Genomic DNA, 21,675 nt, shown 5'->3' with positions numbered 1-21,675 from the left:
TTCTCTCAGCCGTGACTGGCCAGCCGCAGCAATTTGATCGTTCCGTCCGCGTAACCGGCCGTCAGATATTCCCCTTGCGGATGCCAACACAGCGCGCTTACGGCTTCGTTATCCACCAGAACCGCCAGCTGCCGACGGTTTGCCGCATCATAAAGAAACAGGCGGCAGTCCTCGGCACCGCTGGCAATCCACTTGCTGACCGGACTGAACGACAGCGCCGTTATCGTTGCCAGATGTACCGGCAGGTAGTCAGGCTCCGAACCTTCTGGTCCTTCTCCACCACAATCCCAGATCAGCATTTCCTCACCGCCACCGGTAGCGAACAACTGACCATCATGGCTCCAGCTGAGATGGCGAACCTTTGCGCTGTAACCACTCATCTGGCACGATTTTCCTGCGGATTTCGCCCATAGCTGCACGATGCCTTCCTGGCTGCCCGAAGCTATCCACATCCCATCCGGACTGGCAGCCAGACTGAGTAACGACCCTTTCCAGAAATGATTGCGGAGTGGCTCTGCCTTACCTGGACGCCAGTGACTGACCAGGCCGTAACATGACGTCAGCAGGCTGCCATCCGGCATCCATTCCAGCCCTGTCAGCGTACTGTCTGCTGGCTCAAACGCCTGTTGCAGCGATCCCCGTTCATCCCACAGTTTGAGCTCCCTGCCGGTGATGCTGGCGAGAACGCCAGCAGGCGACCAGGCCAGCTTTTCCACCCAGCCCCGGCCCGCTTTCCAACATGCCGAGGGTTCACCGGTTACCGGTTCCCATATCACGATCTGATCGTCCTGGCCGCCGCTGGAAAGCCATTGCCCATCCGGCGACCAGGCCAGCGCCGTCGTCCCTAATCCATGTGCCGAATGCCGCCACAGCAAGCGCCCGTCATCCCGTGAGTACAGCGCAACGCCGCCATCTGCACTGGCGCAGGCCAGTAATCGCCCCGTCGGTGACCAGGCTAACAGATTGATATAGTCGCGATCGTGCGCCACCCACAGCGGAACCAACTGCTGCCGGGGTTCAGCTCTCCCTGTCACGCCAGACATGCCTGCACCCCACGGTTCAACATCTGACGGTCCAGATTGCGACCGATAAAGACGAGCTCGCTGCGTCTCGGCTCACCGGCTTTCCAGTCACGATCGGCTTTGACCTCCATCAGCATATGCACCCCCTGGAACACCACCCGCTGGCTTTTCCCTGCCAGATTCAGTATCCCCTTGGAACGGAAGATGTCCTGCCCCCGCGATGTCAGAAGCAGGCGCAACCAGTTGTTTAATTTATCCTCCGACAGTGCGCCGTCCACAGTAATGCCAACGGAGGTCACCTCTTCGTCATGAGTGTGCGCAGCGCTGAAGGCTCGGGACACAATGGGATCCTGCACCACACCGCCGTAATGCAGTTCGAGGTTAAACTCGTCGGGCAGGTGTTCGGTCACCAGAGCATAATCCCCTGCTTCCGGGATAGTCAGCCTGAGCGATTGAGCGCCGGTTTCCGGCACCGGCAGCGAGACGACCCGGTGCGACGGCGCCAGTTCCCTCTCCACTTCACCCCGCAGACGGTCACGGGAAAACGCTTTATCCGCCTGGCCTATAAGCTGCGTAAAGGTGTCCTCATCACTGCCCGGCACGGCAGTGAACAGGGCGTCGATAAACGGATCGGGACCAGCGGTATAATGCAATTCGGCCACGCCTGCTGGCAGTCGCCAGACACCAGCCCATTCGAAAGGATATTCCGGCGCCAGGAACTGTGGGCGATCCTGTAAGACGCGCTGTAAATCAAACCCGCCAACGTCCAGTACCGTCGGAATATCCACCTCTGCATTAACAGTCCGGTGGAAGCGCGCAATAGCATTCATGCTGAGCAGGCGGCTCTCCAGCTCGTCAAGTTCAGCGGGGGTGACCAGATCGGCCTTGTTCAGCAGGAGAACATCGGCAAAGGCAATCTGCTCACGAAGTTCGCTGCTGTCGTCCAGATGTAACCCGGCATGCCTGGCATCCACCACGGTGATGATGCCATCGAGACGCAGGGCAGAGCTGATTTCATCATCAACGAAGAAAGTCTGTGAAACCGGCCCGGGGTTGGCCATTCCGGTAGTTTCGATCAGGATACGGTCGAACTTATCGCGGCGATGCATCAACCGGCTCAGGATGCGGATCAAATCGCCCCGCACCGTACAGCAGATGCAACCATTGCTCATCTCGAAGACTTCTTCATCGGCATTGATCACCAGTGCATCATCAATACCGATTTCACCAAATTCATTCTCTATTACCGCCACACGTAACCCGTGCTGCTGGCTGAGAATATGGTTCAGTAACGTGGTCTTACCTGAGCCCAGAAACCCGGTCAGAACGGTTACGGGGATACGATTATCTCTGTTCATGCGCCGCCTTCCTTATCCTTCCCACCCTCAGTGGTTATGTTATAACATAACGTATGACGATCAATCTACTGCGCATTGTTCTGATCAGGGAAAAGGAGGCCCCCGCTGGCGGCAAACTACCGCTACCGTTTCACGGACGTGCACATCATGCTGTTGCTGTATGGCGAAGGATATCGGGGAGGGTCATTCTGACGGAAAAAAAAACGCCCGGTCAGACCGGGCGTTTTACTTTCAACAAGCCGTTACGCTTTATCCGGCAACGCGTAAGCGATCAAATAATCGCCAACGTCCGGCGAGTGCGCCGCGCCGCCTGCTGAGATCACAATGTACTCTTTACCGCTTTTCGCTGATTGATAAATCAGCGGTGAAGCCGTGGCGCCTACTGGCAGACGAGCTTTCCACACCTCTTTCCCGGTTTTGCTGTCCAGCGCCCGCAGATAGTTATCCTGGGTACCGGCAAAGAACACTAAACCGCTTTTGGTGCTGGTTGGGCCGCCCAGCGTCGGCATACCAACCGGCATCGCCATATGGGTTTTGATCCCCAACGGACCGGTATCTTCCACCGTCCCCATCGGAACCTGCCAGACGATTTTCTTACTGTTAAGATCGATAGCCGTCATCGTACCAAACGGCGGATGCTGGCAAGGAACCTGCAGGAAGGAAGAGAAGTTATCCATCCGGGTACCCACATACGGACCGCCAATTTGTGGACGGATAGTACCGGCCCATTGCGGCACTTCATTCAGGGAAACCGTCTGGCCCTTCGCCTGTTCTTTGGTCTTCATCGACATCAGCATACCCATGCGGATATCGTTGACGTACAGAATACCGCTGGTTTCATCGATGGAAACGCCACCCCAGTTCATGCCGCCCATGGTGGCCGGGAATTCAAGGTAGGTTTGCTCGCTGTTCGGCTGGAAGATGCCGGAATAGAGCGCTGACTTGAACAGAATGCGGCAGTACAGCTGATCAAACATGCTGACGCCCCACATTTTCCTCTCGTTCAGATGCTCCAGACCAATGGTCGGCATATCGACAGAGAACGGCTGCGTCGGCGACAGATGTTCGTCTTTTGCCGCCGGACTTGTCGGTACGGGCCTTTCTTCGACTTTACTTACCGGTTTGCCGGTACGACGGTCAAGCACGAAAAATTCGCCCATTTTCGTGGTCTGAATCAGCGCAGGCACTACTTCGCCCTGCTCATTCTTCATATTGTACATCACGGGTTGCGACGGTAAGTCGTAGTCCCAGATATCGTGATGCACGGTCTGGTATACCCATTTGGTTTTACCGGTGTTGACATCAAGGGCGATCACCGATGAACCGAATGTCTCTTTCGCTTTATTACGGTCGCCGCCCCAGTAATCCGTCGGTCCGTTACCCGTAGAGACATAGAGCTGACCGAGGTCCTTATCAAAAGTAGGAATCGCCCAGACGTTCGGGGTACTCAGCGTATAGTGATCGCTGCCCTGTTTGGCACCCTCGGTGTTACCAACGTCCCATGCCCATACCAGCGAACCATCGCGCACATCATAAGCACGCAGTGCGCCAGAAGGCTCATCTTCCGTGACGTCACGAATCCAGGCGCCAAATACGGTCAGATGCCCCATGATAAGCGGCACGCTGGTCGGGTGATAACGACGACTGTTGGCGGTATCCCCCAGTCCCAGTTGCAGATCAACCGTCCCTTTCTGGCCGAAGTTCTGACACATTTCGCCAGTGTGGGCATCCAGCGCAATCAGACGCGCGTCTACCGTGGTCACAATAATACGCTGACGGCAGGACGTATCGGTATAGGCTGCTTTTTGGTCGGCGGTCAGGGTGTCATCGCGATCGTAGTCGTAGTAACCCACGCTGCGGCAGGTGACGTGTTCATAGGTATGCGCATGGGGATCAAACGTCCAGATCGGTTTGCCGGTGTCGGCATCGACGGCGGCAATCTTGTTTTCCGGCGTACAGGTGTACAGCGAGGAACCGATCTGAATCGGGGTGTTTTCATCAACGCCGGCGGCATTGCCGGTCAGGCGGCGGCCAGTGTGATAAGTCCACGCCACCTGCAGATCTTTAACGTTATCGGCATTGACCTGATCGAACGGCGCAAAGCGCGTGCCGCTGGCATTACGACTGATATAACGCCAGTCCTGATCGGCTTTTGATGCATTGGCGTCAGACTGTTTCAGCGGATCGGTGGAGATCGCTTCAGGATTATAAATGGTGTTGTGCGGGAAGAAGCCGCCAACCAGCGTGGCCAGCAGCGCAACAAACACCACCAGGCTCAGTCCGCCGGAAAGACGGCGACGCTTTTGCAGCAGGCCTTTATCGGTAGCGGTGACCAGCAGGCTCAACAGGAAGAGCAATGCAGGCACCACCAGACGCGGCAGCAGATCCCAGTAATTGAGTCCGCCAACTTCCGCCAGCGCCCAAATGATAGTTAGCAAAAAGATAGCGCAGGAAAACCAAAATCCGGCCGAGGGCTTTTTAAAATAAAGCGCCACCAGCACAATATAGGCGATACCGGCGATCAGATAATACGCCGAGCCTCCCAGGGAAATAAGTTTCCCCCCGCCAATAATAATAGCGATTGCCGTCGCCAGCGTGAGCAGCGCAAAGATAATGCTCAACACAAGCGACAGGCCTGAACGTCGTCCAGGCCGCTTTTCCTTAATGTCCATACACTCCCCGGTGATTTAATGTTGTAAATGTTAACCAGAATCGCAAGAACTGTATGTTTTGGTTAGCTACATGTCAATAAATGTAAATACTTACAATTCGCGTTACTATTTGTGGATAAAAGCGGCCTTTGCGGGCCGATTGCTGCTGACTGTGTTTTCGCTCATTGATTTCTGGCGGCAACAAAAACCACAGGAGATTGTTTATTAAAAGGTTAAATGATTATTTCATGATATTTTATGGGGTTAAATATTGAGATCCGCTGATTGTTTGCATTATTGAATAATTCAGATCCGTTATTTCTTTATTTCACGGTGATGGGATAAACCGCACATTTTAATCATTTCTATTATCGGGTTTTGTTTCCCCGTTTTATCGCGATGCTGGCGTTAATTATGATGAGAAGCCCCCCTTACGGAGGCAATAGTGTTGTTCGCTACTCTTCATGAGCAACAGGTCCGTCACATCGGTTAAAGACGCGCTCACCTGTGCGGCTGACTTGCACCAGAAGGTCAACGGACAGGTAATGATTACGCTGGGTGAGAAAGGAGCGGAGTTATCCAGTGAGGAAGGGGTGCAGCATTATCCGGCGGTGTTTTGCCCGGATGTGGTTAATACCACAGGCACTAACGCAAAATCGTCAGCATCTGTTTAGCTGAAAGATCAAAGCTGCTTGAGGCTGCGGCATGTCGTCTCGTTCACCGCAACCTCAAACAGCCTCGCACTACGCAAAGCACAGCTCATTCCAGTAGACTTCACGCGTCAGGCGTCGTTCAGTGTGTCTTATCATGGCGAAACCACCGTGTTTCAATATTACCAATATCCACGCCGTAAAGGCTGGCGACCGGTATTATCGCCTCCATCATTCGTTGGGTATCCTGCTGCCCGGCTTCGCCATTAAATAAAAATGCCAGCCGACGCGTCAGTCGTTGCCACAGTGCTACTTTCATTTTGCCTCCATCGGTAAGCGATTTGCCTGAGGCTATTTCAACCACAGATTGCGCAGGCCAGGAAATATCAATTCCGGGTTTTCAATCCCGGAAGATGCGCATTCCCCTGTACGGCTCAGCCACAGTGCCGCTGCGGGTCTGGCCATCACTCCGGCAACCGCAGCGCTAACCGAAAAAATATCCGTGAGGATACCCACAAAATCTCTAAGTTTTTCCTGGTAATAAATAAGAACTTTTTCTTCTTTGCCGGACAGGGTTTATTTATGGGAGCGTTACAACACAAAATAAAACAGGGATTAAGGGAAAATAATTATGCGCATTGCAAAAACAAAAATCGCGCTGGCGCTGGGTATTCTGGTGCTTACCGCGCAGGCTCAGGCAGATCAGCTGGCAGATATCAAAGCCGCTGGCGTAGTGAAAGTCGCCACCTTCGACGCTAACCCGCCGTTTGGTTCGGTCGATCCCAAAACCCATCAGCTGGTGGGCTATGACGTCGATTTCGCCCAGGCGCTGGCTAAGTCGCTCGGCGTAAAACTGGAGCTGGTTGCCACTAACCCGGCAAACCGTATTCCGCTGCTGCAATCCGGTAAGGCCGATCTGATCGTCGCCGATATCACCATTACCCCGGAACGCGCGCAGGTCATTGATTTTTCAACACCATACTTTGTCACCGGCCAACAGTTCCTCGTGCCGGCAAAATCAGCGGACCAGCTAGAGAGCTACAGTAAAGCGCGTATCGGGGCGGTGAAGGGCACCACCGGCGAACAGGCTCTGCATCAGCGCTTCCCGCAGTCGCGCGTGCTCTCGTATGACGATATTCCGCTGGCGCTGACCGCCCTGCGCAATGGCAACGTGCAGGCTATCACCCAGGACAGCACCATTCTTGCCGGTCTGCTGGCGGAAGCGCCGGATAAAGCCAGCTTTAAAATTATCCCTGACCTGCTGAGTAAAGAAGAGATCGGCGTCGGCGTGAAGAAAAGCGAACCGGCGCTGCTGAAAGCGGTGAACGATGAGCTGGTCAATCTGGAAAAAACCGGCCAGGCAGCGAAAATTTATGACGTCTGGTTTGGCCCAGGCACCAAAACGCCTCAGCCGCGTGCGTTTACCATAGAAGCTAAATAATATGGTATCAGGTTTATTTTCACGCTCCGCGGCATCGTCCGCGGATTTTTCGCATTTGCAGCGCGCCAGCATTGAATTCCGCAAGGCGGCAAAAAGTTACGGCGACCATCAGGTACTCAACGGCGTTGATCTCCAGATCGATCCGGGCGAAGTGGTGGCGATCCTCGGCCCGTCAGGATCGGGAAAATCAACGCTGATCCGCCTGATCAACCAGCTTGAATCACTGAGCGACGGTGAGATCCTGATCGACGGCAAACCGACCCGCCAGCTAACGGGCAGCGCCCTGCGACAGCTCCGCAGCCGCGTAGGTTTTGTTTTTCAGCAGTTCAATCTCTACGCCCACCTGACGGCACAGGAAAATATTACGCTGGCGCTGGAACGCGTCCACGGCTGGGATAAACGCGCCGCCCGCGCACGCGCGCTGGCGCTGCTGCGCCAGGTGGGTCTGGAAGAGAAGGCGCAGCAGATGCCAGCGCAGCTCTCCGGCGGTCAGCAGCAGCGCGTCGCCATTGCTCGCGCCCTCGCCTCCTCACCGCAAATTATCCTCTTCGATGAACCCACCTCGGCGCTCGATCCGGAAATGATCGGCGAAGTGTTGCAGGTCATGAAGGATCTGGCGCACAGCGGCATCACCATGGTCGTAGTCACCCATGAGATGCAGTTTGCCCGCGAAATCGCCGACCGGGTGGTGTTCATCGACGGCGGCGATATTCTCGAGGTGGCGCCGCCTGCAGAGTTTTTCGCCCGCCCCCAGCACGCCCGTACCCGCCGTTTTCTGCAAAAGGTGCTAAATCCGCTGCATCAGGAGAACCCGGAGTGAGCCCTGCTCTCGACTGGCACGGCGTACTAAGCGAACAGCCGCTGCAATGGATCATCTCAGGTTTTCTGACCACCGTATGGGTCAGCGTCGCCGGAATAATCCTGGCTACGGTGCTGGCGATCCTGCTACTGGCGCTGCGCCTGGCAGGCGGCAGAGCAGGACGCGGGCTGGTGGCCTGCTGGGTCTCGCTGTTTCGCAATACCCCGCTGCTGGTCCAACTGCTGTTCTGGTATTTCGCCGCCTGGAACCTGCTGCCGCTGACGGCGCGTGATTTCATCAATGCCGATCACCCGTGGTCAATTCTGCCTGGCAACGTCTGGTGGCTAACGCCGGAGTTTCTTTGCTCAATGTGGGGGCTGGGGGTGTTTACCTCGGCGTTCCTGGTCGAAGAGATCGCTTCCGGGCTGCGCGCCGTCGGTCACGGCCAGCGGGAAGCGGCCCTTTCGCAGGGATTTTCCCCGTGGGGAGAGCTGCGTTATATCCTGCTGCCACAGGGGCTGACGAACGCCTGGCAACCGATTATCGGCCAGTATCTCAACCTGATGAAGCTCTCATCGCTGGCAAGCGGCATCGGTTTTGCGGAGCTGACCTACCAGGTGCGGCAAATCGAAAGCTATAACGCCCACGCGCTGGAAGCCTTCGCCGTTGGCACTGCGTTGTATCTGGCGCTCGGGGTAGCGATGGGCATGGCGCTGTCGCGAGTCGGTCCGGGTAAAACGCAGCAAGGGAGAACGCAGCATGAACGCTAATCTGGCGGTCATCGTCGATAATCTCGATTACCTGCTGTGGGGACGTCTGGCGGAAGGTATTCCCGGCGGCGTCGTTCTGACTCTGCTGATGGCGCTTGGCGCAGCAGCGCTGGCGCTGCCCGCTGGCATTCTGCTGGCGAGCGCCGCCTGGCGCTACGGCGGGCTGGTACGTCGGCTGCTGTTTCTGTGGGCGGAAATTATTCGCGGCATTCCGCTAATTTTCGTTATTTTCTGGCTGTGGTATCTGCTGCCAATGATGACCGGCAGCGACCTGCCGGGAGCGGTAACGGTCACGCTGGCGCTGGCGTGGTTTACCGCCGCCTCGGTGATGCATTCAGTGCTGGCGGGATTGCAATCGCTGCCCGGAGGGCAATATGAAGCGGCGCGGACGCAGGGCTTTTCCGCCGGACAAACGCTGCGTTTAATCCTGCTGCCGCTGGCGCTGCGCAACGTACAGCCCTCGCTGGTGGGGATTTTTATCAACCTGCTGAAAGATACCTCGCTGGCTTTTATCGTCAACGTGCCGGAACTCACCACCGTTGCGGGCCAGGTCAACAATCGGGTGCAAATCTACCCCCTGGCGATTTTCATCTTCACCGGAGCGGTCTATTACCTGTTGTGCTGTGGTCTGAGCCTGCTGGCAAACCGCCGTTTTTCCCGGCGTAGCGCAGCCAGGCGCTACGCCAGCGGGTAACAAGTCCACAATACTCATGCCTGTTCACGACTGAACCTGAACACGCCGCAATAAATAATAATGAGAATTATTTCCAATAAAAGTATAGCATGTGCTATACAAAATAGCATATGCTATCTTTTCTGACATCAAACACCTCAGGACACTTCTACGATGCAACCAATAAAAGGGTTAAAAATGGTGCTGTTTGGCGTTTTGCTGGCTGCGGGAACAACAGCAAGCGCCTGGTCCGCTGAAAAGTTTAAAGTGATCACCACCTTTACCGTAATTGCCGATATGGCGAAAAACGTGGCGGGCGATGCCGCAGAGGTGACTTCCATCACCAAACCCGGCGCGGAAATTCATGAATACCAGCCGACCCCGGGGGATATTAAACGTGCCCAGGGCGCCCAGTTAATACTGGCTAACGGTATGTATCTGGAACGCTGGTTCGAGCGCTTCTATCAGCATCTCAAGGGCGTACCGGAAGTTGTGGTGACGAGCGGGATCACACCGATGGGCATCACCGAAGGGCCCTACAACGGTAAACCGAACCCACATGCATGGATGTCGCCAGACAACGCGTTGATTTATGTCGATAACATTCGCGATGCGCTGATGAAATACGATCCGATCCATGCCGATACCTATCAACGCAACGCGGAAAACTATAAGAAAAAAATCATCAATACGCTCGAACCGCTGCGTCAGCAGGTAGCGGAGATCCCTGAAAATCAGCGCTGGCTGGTCTCCAGCGAAGGCGCATTCTCCTACCTGGCGCGTGATTTAGGGCTGAAAGCCCTGTACCTGTGGCCCATCAACGCCGATCAGCAGGGCTCGCCACAGCAAGTCCGTCACGTCATAGATCAGGTAAATAAAAATCATATCCCGGCAGTGTTCAGCGAAAGTACCGTGTCCGACAAGCCAGCGCGCCAGGTCGCGCGTGAGACTGGCGCGCACTACGGCGGCGTGCTCTATGTGGATTCGCTGAGTGCGGAAAACGGGCCCGTGCCGACTTATATTGATTTGCTGAAGGTCACCACTCGCACTCTGGTGCGGGGACTTAAAGATGGCATAAAGGGGTAAGGTTATGATGCAGGCCAGAGGCATTACCGTTTCTGACGTCACCGTAACTTATCGCAACGGCCATACTGCGCTGCGGGACGCGACCTTTGCCGTACCGGGCGGGTCAATTGCCGCGCTGGTCGGGGTGAACGGTTCCGGCAAATCCACCTTGTTTAAAGCGGTGATGGGCTTCGTTCACCTGGCCGCCGGGACGATACGCATTCAGGGGCTGCCGCCGTCGCTGGCGCTGCGGCGAAACCTCGTCGCCTACGTTCCGCAATCGGAAGACGTGGACTGGTCGTTTCCAGTCCTGGTAGAGGATGTGGTGATGATGGGGCGTTATGGCCACATGGGGATGCTGCGTATCCCCCGCGAGCAGGATCGCCGCCTGGTGATGGAAGCACTGGAACGCGTGGATATGCAGGCATTTCGCCACCGACAAATTGGCGAACTCTCCGGCGGTCAAAAAAAACGGGTTTTTCTGGCGCGCGCCATCGCTCAGCAGGGAGAAGTTATTCTGCTGGACGAGCCTTTTACCGGTGTGGATGTAAAAACGGAAGCCAGAATTATCAGCCTGCTGCGTGAACTTCGTGACGAGGGCAAGACCATGCTGGTCTCCACCCACAATCTCAGTTCCGTTACGGATTTCTGCGACTATACCGTCATGATCAAAGGCACGGTGCTGGCGAGTGGGCCGACGGAAACCACCTTTAACGAAGTGAATCTGGAGCGGGCTTTCGGCGGCGTGCTTCGCCACATGCCGCCAGCCCATGTTGAAGACAGGATTTTCTCCGGGGAGAAAAGAACGTTTGTGTCGCAGCGGGTCGCAACCAATGAGCGGGAGTGATGCCATGATCAACGCCATACTGGCGCCGTTTGGCTACGAATATATGCTCAACGCGATGTGGGTCTCGGCCATGGTCGGCGGGCTGTGCGCCTTTCTCTCCTGCTATCTGATGCTGAAGGGATGGTCGCTGATTGGCGATGCGCTGTCGCACTCGATTGTCCCTGGCGTCGCCGGGGCATACATGCTCGGTCTGCCGTTCTCACTGGGCGCATTTTTGTCGGGCGGGTTGGCGGCGGGCAGCATGATGTTTCTCAATCAGCGCACCCGCCTGAAAGAGGATGCGGTCATCGGACTGATTTTCTCCTCGTTTTTCGGCCTCGGGCTGTTTATGGCATCGTTAAATCCAACAGCCGTAAACATTCAGACCATCGTTCTCGGCAACATTCTGGCCATCGCGCCGGCAGATATCCTGCAGCTGACCCTCATTGGCGGCGTGTCGATTATCGTGCTGTTTTTCAAATGGAAAGACCTGATGGTGACTTTTTTTGATGAGCATCACGCCCGCGCCATCGGCCTGCGTCCGGAGAGGTTAAAAATTCTTTTCTTCACGCTGCTGGCCGTTTCGACGGTGGCGGCGCTGCAAACGGTGGGGGCGTTTCTGGTGATCTGCCTGGTCGTGACGCCTGGCGCAACGGCATGGTTGCTGACCGATCGTTTTCCCCGCCTGCTGATTATCGCGGTAGCCATCGGGAGCATAACCAGTTTTCTCGGCGCGTGGGCCAGCTACTATCTGGATGGCGCCACCGGCGGCATTATCGTGGTAGCGCAAACGCTGCTGTTTCTGCTGGCGTTTGTCTTTGCCCCCACGCACGGCCTGCTGGCGCACCGTCGCCATGCACGCCAGGCAGCGGGAGTCCGCAAATGATGACACTCCTGCTGGAACCGCTACAGTTCCCTTTTATGAACTATGCGCTGCTGATTTCAGCGATAATCGCCGTTCCCTGCGCGCTTTTATCCGTCTTTCTGGTCCTGAAAGGCTGGGCGCTGCTGGGTGATGCCATGAGCCATGCGGTCTTTCCGGGCGTGGTCCTCGCCTGGCTACTGGGTCTGCCGCTGGCGACGGGCGCTTTCGTCGCCGGGCTGTTCTGCGCCCTCGCCACCGGCTACCTGAAAGATAACAGTCGCATAAAGCAGGATACCGTAATGGGTATCGTTTTTTCCGGCATGTTCGCCACGGGATTGATTCTTTATATCGCCGTAAAACCGGAGGTCCACCTCGACCATATCCTCTTTGGCGACATGCTGGGGATCAGCGCGACGGATATTGGACAAACGGGTATCATCGCCGCCGTTGTCGCACTAATTATTGGCGTCAGGTGGCGGGATTTACTGCTTTTTTGTTTTGACAGTCAGCAGGCGCGGGCTTGTGGGTTACGGACGCACTGGCTGCATTATGGCCTGCTATGCATGGTATCCCTGACGATTGTGGCGACGCTGAAAGCGGTGGGGATCATCCTCTCCATTTCCCTGCTGATCGCCCCAGGCGCAATAGCCGTGCTGCTGACCAATCGCTTCCATGTTGCCCTGTTCCTCGCTGTCGTTATTGCGGTACTTGTCTCGCTCAGCGGGGTTTATCTGTCGTTTTTTATCGACAGCGCGCCTGCGCCCACTATTGTCGTGGTGTTCGCGATAGTGTTTATTGCGACATTTGTCGTGACCAGCCTGAAGGCAAAACATAAGGAAAGACGCAGGTTACCGGCACTGCAAGACGAATAAGATTTGCTGCGATCGGAAACATAGCATTACCAATCAAAAGAGGCTTTGTTTCTGTTTCGTATGTTACCTTGTAACAATAGAGGTTTTCAGGCCAGTCTTTACCGTCAGCAAATTTTGCCCGGAGTGAGTTGATGTGGGCAGCGACGGGTCATGTGGAGAGTATATGGCGCCATCCCCTTCATCAGTGCATCCTCCGAAGGTTACTCCGCTCTGCCAGCGTCTGTTAATTGCGCAAGCCTGCCTGTTGGGTATGGTGGCTATTGCAGGCGCGCTCTATTTTTTCCTGCAACTCTTCGCCGTTGAGGGCTTCTGGTCGCCCGTCACGCGCCTGATGCTATCGACAGCGTTGGTGGCGTTAGCGTTTGTCAGAAACTCATTACGCTGTGAAGATGTTATCTGGCAGCAACGGGAAAGCGCGAATGTCGTGACGGAGGGTGCTCCAGCCTTCCGGCGGATATTGCCGCCGAACCTACAGGCCTGGCTGCATTATTTTCGTCAGCATCTGGCGATAACTCTCCTTACCACAACGTTGGCAATCGCGTTTTCTGTCGCCAATATTGCTGACGCTCAATCTGTTGATATGACCGACGTCCCCAGGTTGATCGCTCCCGGCTTTTTTATTCTGCTCTGTTTTGCCTTGCTGCTGATTGAACGGATGCTCAGCTTCAGAACGATCCGTGGCTGGCATTATCAAAAAGAACACATTGGATTTGTCCGCACCCTACTCAGCGTCTTTTTATTACTGACTGCCTCACTGCTGATCGCCATGCTTTTCCCGGCGCTGGCGCTGTGGGGCATCAAACTGGGCAGCCTGATTATATTACTGATGGCGCTGGAGTATCTGCTGCGTACTCTCGCGGTGCTGACCCTTCCCCCGCCGGAGCAAACCCCTCCGCGCTTTCTTACCCGCAGCCTGTTCACCGCCCTGTACCAGTGGCCGCCGCGGTTGCTGTTGCGGATGCTGGAATCATTCCAGCAAAATTTTGGCGTCGATCTGCGACAGATTCAGGCATTCCGGCTGATGGGGGAACGACTCCTGCCGGTTATCTGCGGTATCGCCCTGCTGGGATGGTTACTCAGCGGGCTGACGGAAGTACCGTTACATCAGCGGGGCATATATGAGCGTTTTGGCCGCCCGACAGCGGTTCTCCCTGCTGGTTTGCACGCCGGGTTACCCTGGCCATTCGGCAAGGTTATCGCGGTTGAGAATGGCGCGGTACATGAATTACAGCTCAGCGATATGACACAAGTTCAGCAGCCGGATACGCAGCCTGACAGCGCTGAAGGCCCGGCCCCGCAAAGTAGCTGGCGTCTTTGGGATAGCAACCACGCCACCGACCAGTCGCAGGTTATCGCCAGTTCCACCATGGACAGTCAGAATTTTCAGATAGTGAATATGGATATCCGCGTGATCTGGCGCGTGGGCCTGAAAGATAAGGATGCGCTTAACAATCAATATCAGGCGCAGGATCTGCCCGCGCTGATCCGCAGCGTAGCCCGTCAGGTGCTGGTGAAACAGTTTTCCAGCAAGCAGCTTGATGAATTACTTAATGAACAGCGGGCGACCCTGGCGACCGGACTGAGTCAACAAATCCAGCAGCGACTAATCGACCTGAATACCGGGGTGGAATTACTCTCTACCCGCATCGAGGCCATTCATCCTCCCGCCGGAGCGGCGGATGCCTATCATGGCGTGCAGGCAGCGCAAATCGCGGCAAAGGCCCTGATCGCGCGCGAAAAAGGGTATGCGGTCAGGGTAACGAGCGAAGCGCAACGTAATGCGTTCACCAGTATCAATAACGCCCGCTCGGTCTCTGCGGAAAACCTGTCGCAGGCCAGCGTCGCGGCAACCAATTCTGCCGCAGAGCGTCAGGCATGGCAGCTGGCAGGAGAGGCCTTTATTACCGAGAGACGTTACCACATTTTGAGCCAGACGCTGGCCCGCACGCCGCTGCTGATCCTGGATAATCATCTTCAGGGTGCGAACGAACCCGTGCTGGACTTACGCCAGTCTCCCGCGCTGTCCGACACTACCGCTCCACAGAGGGCCCGTAACCCATGAAGATCCATGCAATAACTCCGACCGACGCTGCGCCAAATGCTGTTGAGCGACGGACTCAGAAACCGGCCCCGTTGCGCCGCAAACGTGCCCTGCGCCTCGGCGCGGCGGCATTTTTGGTCCTGCTTGCGGTGCTGACGGCCAGCCTGCTGGAAGTTCGTGCCGGTAGTGCGACCGTGGTCACTCGCTTCGGCGATCCGGTACGCGTGATACTCACGCCGGGTCTGGCGTGGCGACTTCCGGCTCCCTTCGAAACGCCCCTTGATGTGGATCTGCGCATTCACTCTACCTCCAGTGGTTTACAGGATGTAGGCACCCGCGACGGATTGCGGATCCTGGTCCAGGCCTGGGCTATCTGGAAGGTCAAATCAGATGATAAAGACGTGCTGCGTTTTATCCGCGCCGTACAAAACCAGCCGGATGAAGCTGCGCGGCAAATTCGCACGTTTATTGGCTCCGCGCTGGAAACCACCACCAGCAATTATGCGCTGTCCGATATCGTCAATGTGGACAGTAAAAAAGTCAGAATCGCTCAGCTTGAACAGCAGCTTCAGGCCCAGCTCAACGCTCAGCTTCTTAACAGCTACGGCATTGAGATCGTCCAGACCGGCATTGAGCGCCTGACGCTGCCTGCCGTTACGTTGAACGCGACCGTAGACAGAATGCGCGCCGAACGCGAAACCATCGCAGCCGAGCGCACAGCCGAAGGCAAACGTCTGGCGGCTGAAATTCATTCAAAAGCCGATCGCGACGCACGCATTCTGGAAGCCGATGCGTCGGTCAAAGCCGCAGCCATTACCGCCGCCGCGCAGCGCGACGCGGCCGGAATTTACGGTAAGGCCAGGGCCAGCGACCCGCAGCTTTATGACCTGCTGCGATCGCTGGATACGCTCAGTAGCATTGTCAATCCCAGCACCCGCATGGTGCTGCGCACCGATGCGGAACCGTTCAGGACATTAGTGCAAGGACCTGCCCCGCAGGAGTCGAAAGAGACAAAACAACCATGACAGCAGCCGAACGGACACCCTGGGGACAATCTTATCGCATCGCCTTCTTCTCGCTTTACGGCGCGGCGATCCTCGCCGCCGCCGCCTGGCTATTCTCCTGTGTCCACCAGGTGGCACCCGATAGCAAAGCCGTGGTTTTTCAGTTTGGCAAACCTGTTCGCGTGGCGAATGCCGGTCTGTTACTCGCCTGGCCGCGCCCGATCGACAGTATCGAACTGGTGCCAGCCGGGGAACGTATCCAGGAAAGAGAGGTGACGGTGTTAAGCCGCAGCCAGCAGCTGGAACGGATCAACAGCTGGGAGCGCGAGGGTGATGCCGGGGCTGGCGCGGGTTATCTTTTAACCGGCGACGAAGGCGTCGTGCAGCTGGATGTGCGCGTTTTCTGGCGCGTCAGCGACCCGGTACGCTTTGCGCTGCAACGCCCTCATATCGATCCGCTGATCGACCGGCTGACCGAGCGTGCGGCCGCTGTGGTCAGTATGGAGCGCAATCTGGACGCGATTCTTGTTGCCAGACCCGAGACGCCGCAGAATGACCAGCACTCGGCGGAAGAGCGTATTCGTCTGCGTAGCGACTTTAAACAAGTTCTGTTGCAAAACCTCGCGCAAATGGCGGCCAGCGGTAACGATCCGGGCATTACCATTGAACGCGTCGATATTGTTTCGTCGTTACCGAATAATGCCGTTGCGGCATTTAATACCGTGCTGACCGCCAGCCAGCAGGCAGATAAGGAGATCGCCGGGGCGCGCACGGCGGCGGCGCTGCGTATGCAGCAGGCGCAGCAGCAGGCGGACCGGCTGCTCCAACAGGCAGAAGCCAGCCGACAGGAAACCCTGGCGAGGGCCAACATTGATACTCAGGAAATTCTACAGCTGGCGCAAACCCTGCGCGACGGCACGGACAAGGGGCTGTTACAGCGCCTGTGGCGCGACAGAGTGACCAAAATTCTGGCTCAGGCCGGGCAGGTGATCACCGTCGCCCCCGGAGATGACGGCCGCCTGATCTTACAGGGGCTCCTCCCGCCACCGGCCACCCCACCAGCCAACGAGGCAAAACCATGAGCCAGCAATGCAGCCACGGACATCTGCACTTTAACAGCGACCTGCAAACGCCTGCTGAACAACGTCGTATGTCGCGCCAGCTTACGCTCGCGATGATAACCATCGGGCTGTTATTGTTGAGCCTGCTGTGGCGGGTCATTGCCCCGCAACAGCCGGCCATCAGCGACATTTTGTCCGGCGTCGCGTGGTTACTGGTCGCCGTACCCGTATTCCGGGCGGGCTGGCACAGTTTGCTTCATCCGGATCTTCACGGCGTCACCGATCTGCTTATCGTCCTGGCAATGCTCGGCGCATGGGCGCTGGGCGATTTAATGACCGCCGCACTGCTCCCGGTGATTATGATTTTCGGCCACATTCTTGAAGAGCGCAGCGTAATGGGCACCCGTCAGGCCATTGCCGGGTTGAGCAAGCTGGCGCACAGCCAGGCGCGGCGGGTACGCAGTGATGGCTCGCTGGAAAATATCAGCAGTCACCACCTGCGTCCCGGCGACGTCGTCGACATCCGCGCGGGCGATCAAATTCCTGCCGATGGACGAATCCTCTCCGGCCACGCCAGCCTTGATGTGGCCTCCATCACCGGCGAATCGGTTCCCGTAGAGGCATCGGCAGGCATGTCGGTGTTCGGCGGCACGCTAAACCTGAATGGCTTACTGCGCGTGGAGGTCACTCACACCGGTGAAGAGTCGACGCTGGGAAAAGTGCTCGCCCTGATGAAAAACGCCGAACAGGCTAAACCGCCGATCACCCGGATGCTGGAACGTTACGCCAGCCACTACCTCGTTCTGGTGCTGCTGATTGCCGCGACCACCTGGTTCCTGACGTACAACAGTCAGGCCATGCTGGCGGTGCTGGTGGCGGCCTGCCCCTGCGCCCTGGTACTGTCCGCACCGGCAACGTCGATGGCGGGGATAGCCGTAGCCGCACGACATGGCATATTGATCCGTAATGCGGCGTTTCTCGAGGAACTGGCGGATGTCGATGCCGTCATTATTGATAAAACCGGCACCCTGACCCAGGGAAGATTACGACTTGTCGATGTCATGCTTACGACAGAGCATCCCCGCGAGGCCATACTACGGCTGGCTTCGGCCCTGGGCGCGGCAAGTAATCATCCGGTCAGCCAGGCGATGGCGGAGGCCATCCCGGCAGGTGAAGACATCCCGCTGCGGGATGTTGAGGAAATCCACGGACTGGGTGTGGTCGCCACTACCGATGCGGGACAGGTGCTGCTTGGACGACGCGAATTGTTTGTGCGCTATCAGGTCAACACCGTACCCTTACCCGATCATGATGGTCCGGTTGTCGGACTCGCTGAGGCGGGCATATTTCTCGGCTGGTTTCTTCTCGATGATACCCTCCGACCGGAAGCGCCCGAGGCGATGGCGACGCTTAAAACACTGGGTATTCACCGGCTGTTATTGCTGACCGGCGATCGAAAAGTTGTGGCGCAGCGCGTCGCGTCACGCACAGGGATCGACGAGCTGACGGCAGAAATGCTTCCGGCTGAAAAATTACAGCAGGTCCAGCAGGCCGTAAATGAAGGGTGGCGACCGATGGTGGTCGGGGATGGCATCAACGATGCCCTGGCTTTAAAAGCAGGCTCCGTGGGTATCGCTATGGGCGGCAACGGCGCCGATATCGCGTTGGCCTCCGCCGATGTGGTCTTAACAGGTAGCGATTTACGCCGCCTGCCCCTGGCGATTCGGTTGAGCCGGCGGTGCAGATCCACGCTTCGGGTCAATGTGTTTATCGGGCTGGGCTGGACGATTCTGATCGTTGTCGCCGCCGCCATGGGGTTCCTTGGCTCCGCAGGCGCGCTGGTCGCGGCGCTGCTGCATAATCTCAGTACGCTTCTGGTGCTGCTCAATACCGGTCGGCTCTTGCAATTTGACGATCGGCATGGACAAACGGTAACCGCATCCCTGACTGAGTAGGTCCTGCTCATCCCATGGGTTTACAGCGGCTTTCTCAGGCCGGGATAGCCACCCTGACCAGACGCAGGGTGGCTTTACCTGCTCTTTCTCTCTGTCACCTGAACACAGAGCGTCCGATATTCCGTGCGGCCTCAAGACAGCCCTCCGGCGTTTTCAGTTCCGGCATCAGCAGCAGGGCTGAGGTCGCTACCGGCGCGCCGCAGTAGTCGAAAATACCGTGAGTTATCTGCGCGTTAAAGGCATCGGCAAGACCGTGCTTTTCATATGTCTTCTGTCCGGCGGCCCCCAAAGCCACCAGATGCACTGGCAGATGGCGCAGTTTTTTCACTATGCTCCCGTCGGCGGCCTCTTCATAAGCCCAGCCGTTTGAAAAGACGCGATCGATCCAGCCTTTCAACAAGCCCGGCATTGACCACCAGTAAACCGGGAACACCAGAACCAGCGCATCAGCGTTATCAATGCGGGACTGCTCCGCAGCGACATCAGCTGGCGTGGCTGCCGTTTGTTGAAAAGCCGCCATGTCAGAGGCAGAAAAGACCGGATTAAACCCTTCGCGGGTAAGATCGGCGATTTCAGCGGTATTTTCCGGGTTCGAGTCAGTAATCCCTTGCGCAATAGCCTCTGCTGCGCTGCGGGTCAGCGAGGTATCGCCAGGATGAGAAATAACGATCAATGCCTGCATTTTGGGTTCTCCCTGTTGCAACAAACCAGTATCAGACGTAGCCTTATATACCAACAGTAACTTACCACCAGTAAGTTACCTTTAGTATATAACCATATCAACAGGAGATCGGCTGCGATGCCCGAATCACTCACCCGGCAGCGTTTATCCAGAGAAGAGCGCCACAGACAGCTGGTCGAAGTCGCATGGCGAATTATCCGTGAAGAAGGGACGGAAGCCCTGACCCTCGGCTATCTGGCGAAACAGGCTGGCGTAACCAAACCGGTGGTTTACGATCATTTCACCAGCCGTTCCGGGCTGCTGGGCGCGCTGTATACAGAGTATGACCGTCGTCAAACGGCGCTGATGGACGCGATTATCGGCAAAACGGAACCGCTGGCGGAGAAACTGGCGGCGGTTATCGCTAACGCATACATTGAGTGCGTGCTGCTTCAGGGGCGCGAGATGCCCAGCGTGATGGCAGCGCTTGCCGGAACGCCCGAGCTGGAGCAAATCAGGCAGGATTACGCCGCTACTTTTACCGCAAAATGTCGCGAACTGTTTGCTCCCTTCAGCCGTCACCCTCTCAGTGATGCTGCTCTGCGCGCAATGCTCGGCTCCGCCGAAGGGTTGTCATGGGCGGTGGTTAACGGGGTGATCACCGCCCAGCAGGCAAAGGATGAACTGTTTCACGTCATTATCGCGATGGTGCAGAGAGGCTGAACGGATCGTTATCATGGCCCGTTGACCCGGAAAACCACTCCTTACCAGCTCCCCACGAAAATATCAGCCGATCAGAAAAGATTGCAGCGCTGACAGCGTTTCCTGGGGATTTTCCTCCGCGTTGAAATACCCTCCCCCAGCGCCTGAGGGATAAACCTACTGCGCCATCACGCCAGAGACAATACAGGCCCGTTGTCTGGCACAGTTCGTCCATGTCCCTTCGTAACTAATGTCTTCCAACGCAGCTCGTACAGTCGCCGCTGATACCGGCGTTAAGGTCGGGAGACTTCTGCGTCTCTTGCCTCGATTTGAGGGAAAGATCACACACTTGCTTGGTTGTATATTGTATTACTGTAATACCTTATCGGATCGGCACGCTACCAGAGGGTCGGTCCGGATACATATAAAATATTGAATTAACTGAAATAACTGGAGGAGATGCGCAGTGGAACACGCAACATTGCTAAGCAAGCTGGCTGACCAGGCAATCTCATCCTCTGCCTTTCCTGAAGCAGCGCGAGTGAAATCGGCGATTTGCTTTCTCGATTTCTTATCCTGCGCGCTGGAGTCAGCGCATTTACCCTGGAGCCAGCAGGTGCGGGATATTGCGGCGAAAAGCAGCGGAAGGGTGCCGGTAGTGGGCGAAGCGATACGCGCCAGTGCGGAAGAAGCGGCATTTGCCAATGCGGTCAGAGGCCACGGCCTGGTGCGGGAAGACATGCATACCGGCAGCATTTCTCATATGGGCGTAGCGATCTGGCCGGTGCTGATTTCACTGGCGGCGGAAAATCCAACGCTGGCTGTCTCACCGCTTGCGGCGGCTATTTCAGGTTATGAACTCGGCGGGCGTATTGGCCGCGTGTTGATTACGCCGGAGATGGCGCGTCACTTTCGCCCTACCGGCCTGATTGGCCCGCTGGCGGCAACCCTGGCGGGAGCCGCACTGCTGCGGTTCGACCGGGAAAAAACCATTAACGCGCTGGCCTTCGCCGCCAACGCCTTTGGTGGTTTAAATGAATGGCCGCACAGCGGCGCTGACGACATGTATTTCCATCCGGGGTTTGCGGCGCGCAACGCCATCACCGCACTCAGGCTGGCCGGGCTGGGAGCGACAGGCTCCGCTTCCATCCTTGATGGTCAGGCCGGGCTGTTCGCTTCCTTCGGCATCCCCCTCGCGCCTGAACGGCTGTCGCTGTTTCCACAGGGGGAATGCGAAATTATGGCGGTATTTAACAAAG

The 21,675-nt window shown here is 56.7% G+C and carries 20 protein-coding genes; 15 read left to right on the top strand and 5 right to left on the bottom strand.

Annotation, left to right across the window (positions count from 1 at the left end; translation table 11 throughout):
- Positions 1-5 precede the first annotated feature (5 nt).
- The 3 genes from NG99_RS25370 to NG99_RS25360 all read right to left on the bottom strand — a co-directional run bounded on the left by NG99_RS25370 (position 6) and on the right by NG99_RS25360 (position 5,052).
- Positions 6-1,043, bottom strand: coding sequence for a WD40 repeat domain-containing protein (locus NG99_RS25370; protein WP_052130877.1), 1,038 nt, complete (start codon positions 1,041-1,043; stop codon positions 6-8).
- Positions 1,031-2,380 (bottom strand): CobW family GTP-binding protein, encoded by a 1,350-nt coding sequence (locus tag NG99_RS25365; protein WP_034899213.1) that lies wholly within the window; start codon positions 2,378-2,380, stop codon positions 1,031-1,033. The genes NG99_RS25370 and NG99_RS25365 overlap by 13 nt, the downstream gene beginning before the upstream one ends.
- 242 nt (positions 2,381-2,622) lie before the next feature.
- On the bottom strand, positions 2,623-5,052 hold the full coding sequence (locus NG99_RS25360; protein WP_052130876.1) for a membrane-bound PQQ-dependent dehydrogenase, glucose/quinate/shikimate family: 2,430 nt from the start codon (positions 5,050-5,052) through the stop codon (positions 2,623-2,625).
- Positions 5,053-5,495: 443 nt separating this feature from the next.
- Here NG99_RS25360 and NG99_RS25355 point away from each other — a divergent pair, with 443 nt between their 5' ends.
- Positions 5,496-5,705 (top strand): PfkB family carbohydrate kinase, encoded by a 210-nt coding sequence (locus NG99_RS25355; protein WP_034899211.1) that lies wholly within the window; start codon positions 5,496-5,498, stop codon positions 5,703-5,705.
- A gap of 118 nt (positions 5,706-5,823) precedes the next feature.
- On the opposite strand, the gene NG99_RS29525 is transcribed toward NG99_RS25355, so the two are convergent.
- Positions 5,824-6,000, bottom strand: coding sequence for a hypothetical protein (locus NG99_RS29525; RefSeq protein ID WP_034899209.1), 177 nt, complete (start codon positions 5,998-6,000; stop codon positions 5,824-5,826).
- A gap of 312 nt (positions 6,001-6,312) precedes the next feature.
- Here NG99_RS29525 and NG99_RS25345 point away from each other — a divergent pair, with 312 nt between their 5' ends.
- The 12 genes from NG99_RS25345 (at position 6,313) to NG99_RS25290 (ending at position 19,053) form a co-directional block, all read left to right on the top strand.
- Positions 6,313-7,122, top strand: a complete 810-nt coding sequence (locus tag NG99_RS25345; RefSeq protein ID WP_034899208.1) for an ABC transporter substrate-binding protein — start codon at positions 6,313-6,315, stop codon at positions 7,120-7,122.
- Position 7,123: 1 nt separating this feature from the next.
- A complete protein-coding gene (locus tag NG99_RS25340; RefSeq protein WP_034899207.1) occupies positions 7,124-7,942 on the top strand; it encodes an amino acid ABC transporter ATP-binding protein in 819 nt (272 codons plus the stop codon).
- Complete coding sequence (locus tag NG99_RS25335) at positions 7,939-8,691, top strand: amino acid ABC transporter permease (protein ID WP_034899206.1); 753 nt, start codon at positions 7,939-7,941, stop codon at positions 8,689-8,691. The genes NG99_RS25340 and NG99_RS25335 overlap by 4 nt, the downstream gene beginning before the upstream one ends.
- A complete protein-coding gene (locus NG99_RS25330) occupies positions 8,681-9,385 on the top strand; it encodes an ABC transporter permease subunit (protein ID WP_034899205.1) in 705 nt (234 codons plus the stop codon). Before NG99_RS25335 ends, NG99_RS25330 begins: the two co-directional genes overlap by 11 nt.
- A gap of 177 nt (positions 9,386-9,562) precedes the next feature.
- Complete coding sequence (locus NG99_RS25325) at positions 9,563-10,450, top strand: metal ABC transporter substrate-binding protein (protein WP_408606441.1); 888 nt, start codon at positions 9,563-9,565, stop codon at positions 10,448-10,450.
- A gap of 7 nt (positions 10,451-10,457) precedes the next feature.
- Positions 10,458-11,276: a manganese/iron ABC transporter ATP-binding protein gene (locus NG99_RS25320; RefSeq protein WP_034899227.1), complete on the top strand. Its 819-nt coding sequence runs from the start codon at positions 10,458-10,460 to the stop codon at positions 11,274-11,276.
- Positions 11,277-11,283: 7 nt separating this feature from the next.
- Positions 11,284-12,141 carry an iron/manganese ABC transporter permease subunit SitC gene (sitC, locus tag NG99_RS25315; RefSeq protein ID WP_034899224.1) on the top strand — a complete coding sequence of 286 codons (858 nt, stop codon included), beginning with the start codon at positions 11,284-11,286 and terminating at the stop codon, positions 12,139-12,141.
- Positions 12,138-12,992 carry a metal ABC transporter permease gene (locus NG99_RS25310; RefSeq protein ID WP_034899203.1) on the top strand — a complete coding sequence of 285 codons (855 nt, stop codon included), beginning with the start codon at positions 12,138-12,140 and terminating at the stop codon, positions 12,990-12,992. Before sitC ends, NG99_RS25310 begins: the two co-directional genes overlap by 4 nt.
- A gap of 163 nt (positions 12,993-13,155) precedes the next feature.
- On the top strand, positions 13,156-15,054 hold the full coding sequence (gene hflK, locus NG99_RS25305) for a protease modulator HflK (protein WP_052130875.1): 1,899 nt from the start codon (positions 13,156-13,158) through the stop codon (positions 15,052-15,054).
- Between the two features lie 71 nt (positions 15,055-15,125).
- Positions 15,126-16,058: an SPFH domain-containing protein gene (locus NG99_RS25300; RefSeq protein WP_232298370.1), complete on the top strand. Its 933-nt coding sequence runs from the start codon at positions 15,126-15,128 to the stop codon at positions 16,056-16,058.
- Positions 16,055-17,119 (top strand): protease modulator HflK, encoded by a 1,065-nt coding sequence (gene hflK / locus NG99_RS25295; RefSeq protein ID WP_034899199.1) that lies wholly within the window; start codon positions 16,055-16,057, stop codon positions 17,117-17,119. Before NG99_RS25300 ends, hflK (NG99_RS25295) begins: the two co-directional genes overlap by 4 nt.
- A complete protein-coding gene (locus NG99_RS25290) occupies positions 17,116-19,053 on the top strand; it encodes a heavy metal translocating P-type ATPase (protein WP_034899196.1) in 1,938 nt (645 codons plus the stop codon). Before hflK (NG99_RS25295) ends, NG99_RS25290 begins: the two co-directional genes overlap by 4 nt.
- Positions 19,054-19,147: 94 nt before the next feature.
- Here NG99_RS25290 and NG99_RS25285 read toward each other — a convergent pair whose 3' ends face one another.
- The gene (locus NG99_RS25285; protein ID WP_034899193.1) at positions 19,148-19,735 is read right to left on the bottom strand and encodes an NAD(P)H-dependent oxidoreductase; all 588 of its coding nucleotides are present in this window, start codon (positions 19,733-19,735) and stop codon (positions 19,148-19,150) included.
- Between the two features lie 117 nt (positions 19,736-19,852).
- Between NG99_RS25285 and NG99_RS25280 the strand changes: the two genes are divergently transcribed.
- Positions 19,853-20,437, top strand: a complete 585-nt coding sequence (locus tag NG99_RS25280) for a TetR/AcrR family transcriptional regulator (RefSeq protein ID WP_034899191.1) — start codon at positions 19,853-19,855, stop codon at positions 20,435-20,437.
- Between the two features lie 445 nt (positions 20,438-20,882).
- On the top strand, positions 20,883-21,675 hold a 793-nt coding region (locus tag NG99_RS25275; protein ID WP_034899189.1), incomplete at its 3' end, for an MmgE/PrpD family protein.

It is taken from the genome of Erwinia typographi (genome assembly GCF_000773975.1).
Taxonomy (GTDB): domain Bacteria; phylum Pseudomonadota; class Gammaproteobacteria; order Enterobacterales; family Enterobacteriaceae; genus Erwinia; species Erwinia typographi.
Note: the sequence above shows the minus strand (reverse complement) of the source record. Positions and strands in the feature narration are given on the sequence as shown.

Excerpts from the sequence above, each read along its gene's own strand:
- NG99_RS25370 (WP_052130877.1), bottom strand. The coding sequence starts at position 1,043 with ATGTCTGGCGTGACAGGGAGAGCTGAACCCCGGCAGCAGTTGGTTCCG.
- NG99_RS25365 (WP_034899213.1), bottom strand. The coding sequence starts at position 2,380 with ATGAACAGAGATAATCGTATCCCCGTAACCGTTCTGACCGGGTTTCTG.
- NG99_RS25360 (WP_052130876.1), bottom strand. The coding sequence starts at position 5,052 with ATGGACATTAAGGAAAAGCGGCCTGGACGACGTTCAGGCCTGTCGCTT.
- NG99_RS25355 (WP_034899211.1), top strand. The coding sequence starts at position 5,496 with ATGAGCAACAGGTCCGTCACATCGGTTAAAGACGCGCTCACCTGTGCG.
- NG99_RS29525 (WP_034899209.1), bottom strand. The coding sequence starts at position 6,000 with ATGAAAGTAGCACTGTGGCAACGACTGACGCGTCGGCTGGCATTTTTA.
- NG99_RS25345 (WP_034899208.1), top strand. The coding sequence starts at position 6,313 with ATGCGCATTGCAAAAACAAAAATCGCGCTGGCGCTGGGTATTCTGGTG.
- NG99_RS25340 (WP_034899207.1), top strand. The coding sequence starts at position 7,124 with ATGGTATCAGGTTTATTTTCACGCTCCGCGGCATCGTCCGCGGATTTT.
- NG99_RS25330 (WP_034899205.1), top strand. The coding sequence starts at position 8,681 with ATGAACGCTAATCTGGCGGTCATCGTCGATAATCTCGATTACCTGCTG.
- NG99_RS25325 (WP_408606441.1), top strand. The coding sequence starts at position 9,563 with ATGGTGCTGTTTGGCGTTTTGCTGGCTGCGGGAACAACAGCAAGCGCC.
- NG99_RS25320 (WP_034899227.1), top strand. The coding sequence starts at position 10,458 with ATGCAGGCCAGAGGCATTACCGTTTCTGACGTCACCGTAACTTATCGC.
- NG99_RS25310 (WP_034899203.1), top strand. The coding sequence starts at position 12,138 with ATGATGACACTCCTGCTGGAACCGCTACAGTTCCCTTTTATGAACTAT.
- hflK (WP_052130875.1), top strand. The coding sequence starts at position 13,156 with ATGGCGCCATCCCCTTCATCAGTGCATCCTCCGAAGGTTACTCCGCTC.
- hflK (WP_034899199.1), top strand. The coding sequence starts at position 16,055 with ATGACAGCAGCCGAACGGACACCCTGGGGACAATCTTATCGCATCGCC.
- NG99_RS25290 (WP_034899196.1), top strand. The coding sequence starts at position 17,116 with ATGAGCCAGCAATGCAGCCACGGACATCTGCACTTTAACAGCGACCTG.
- NG99_RS25285 (WP_034899193.1), bottom strand. The coding sequence starts at position 19,735 with ATGCAGGCATTGATCGTTATTTCTCATCCTGGCGATACCTCGCTGACC.
- NG99_RS25280 (WP_034899191.1), top strand. The coding sequence starts at position 19,853 with ATGCCCGAATCACTCACCCGGCAGCGTTTATCCAGAGAAGAGCGCCAC.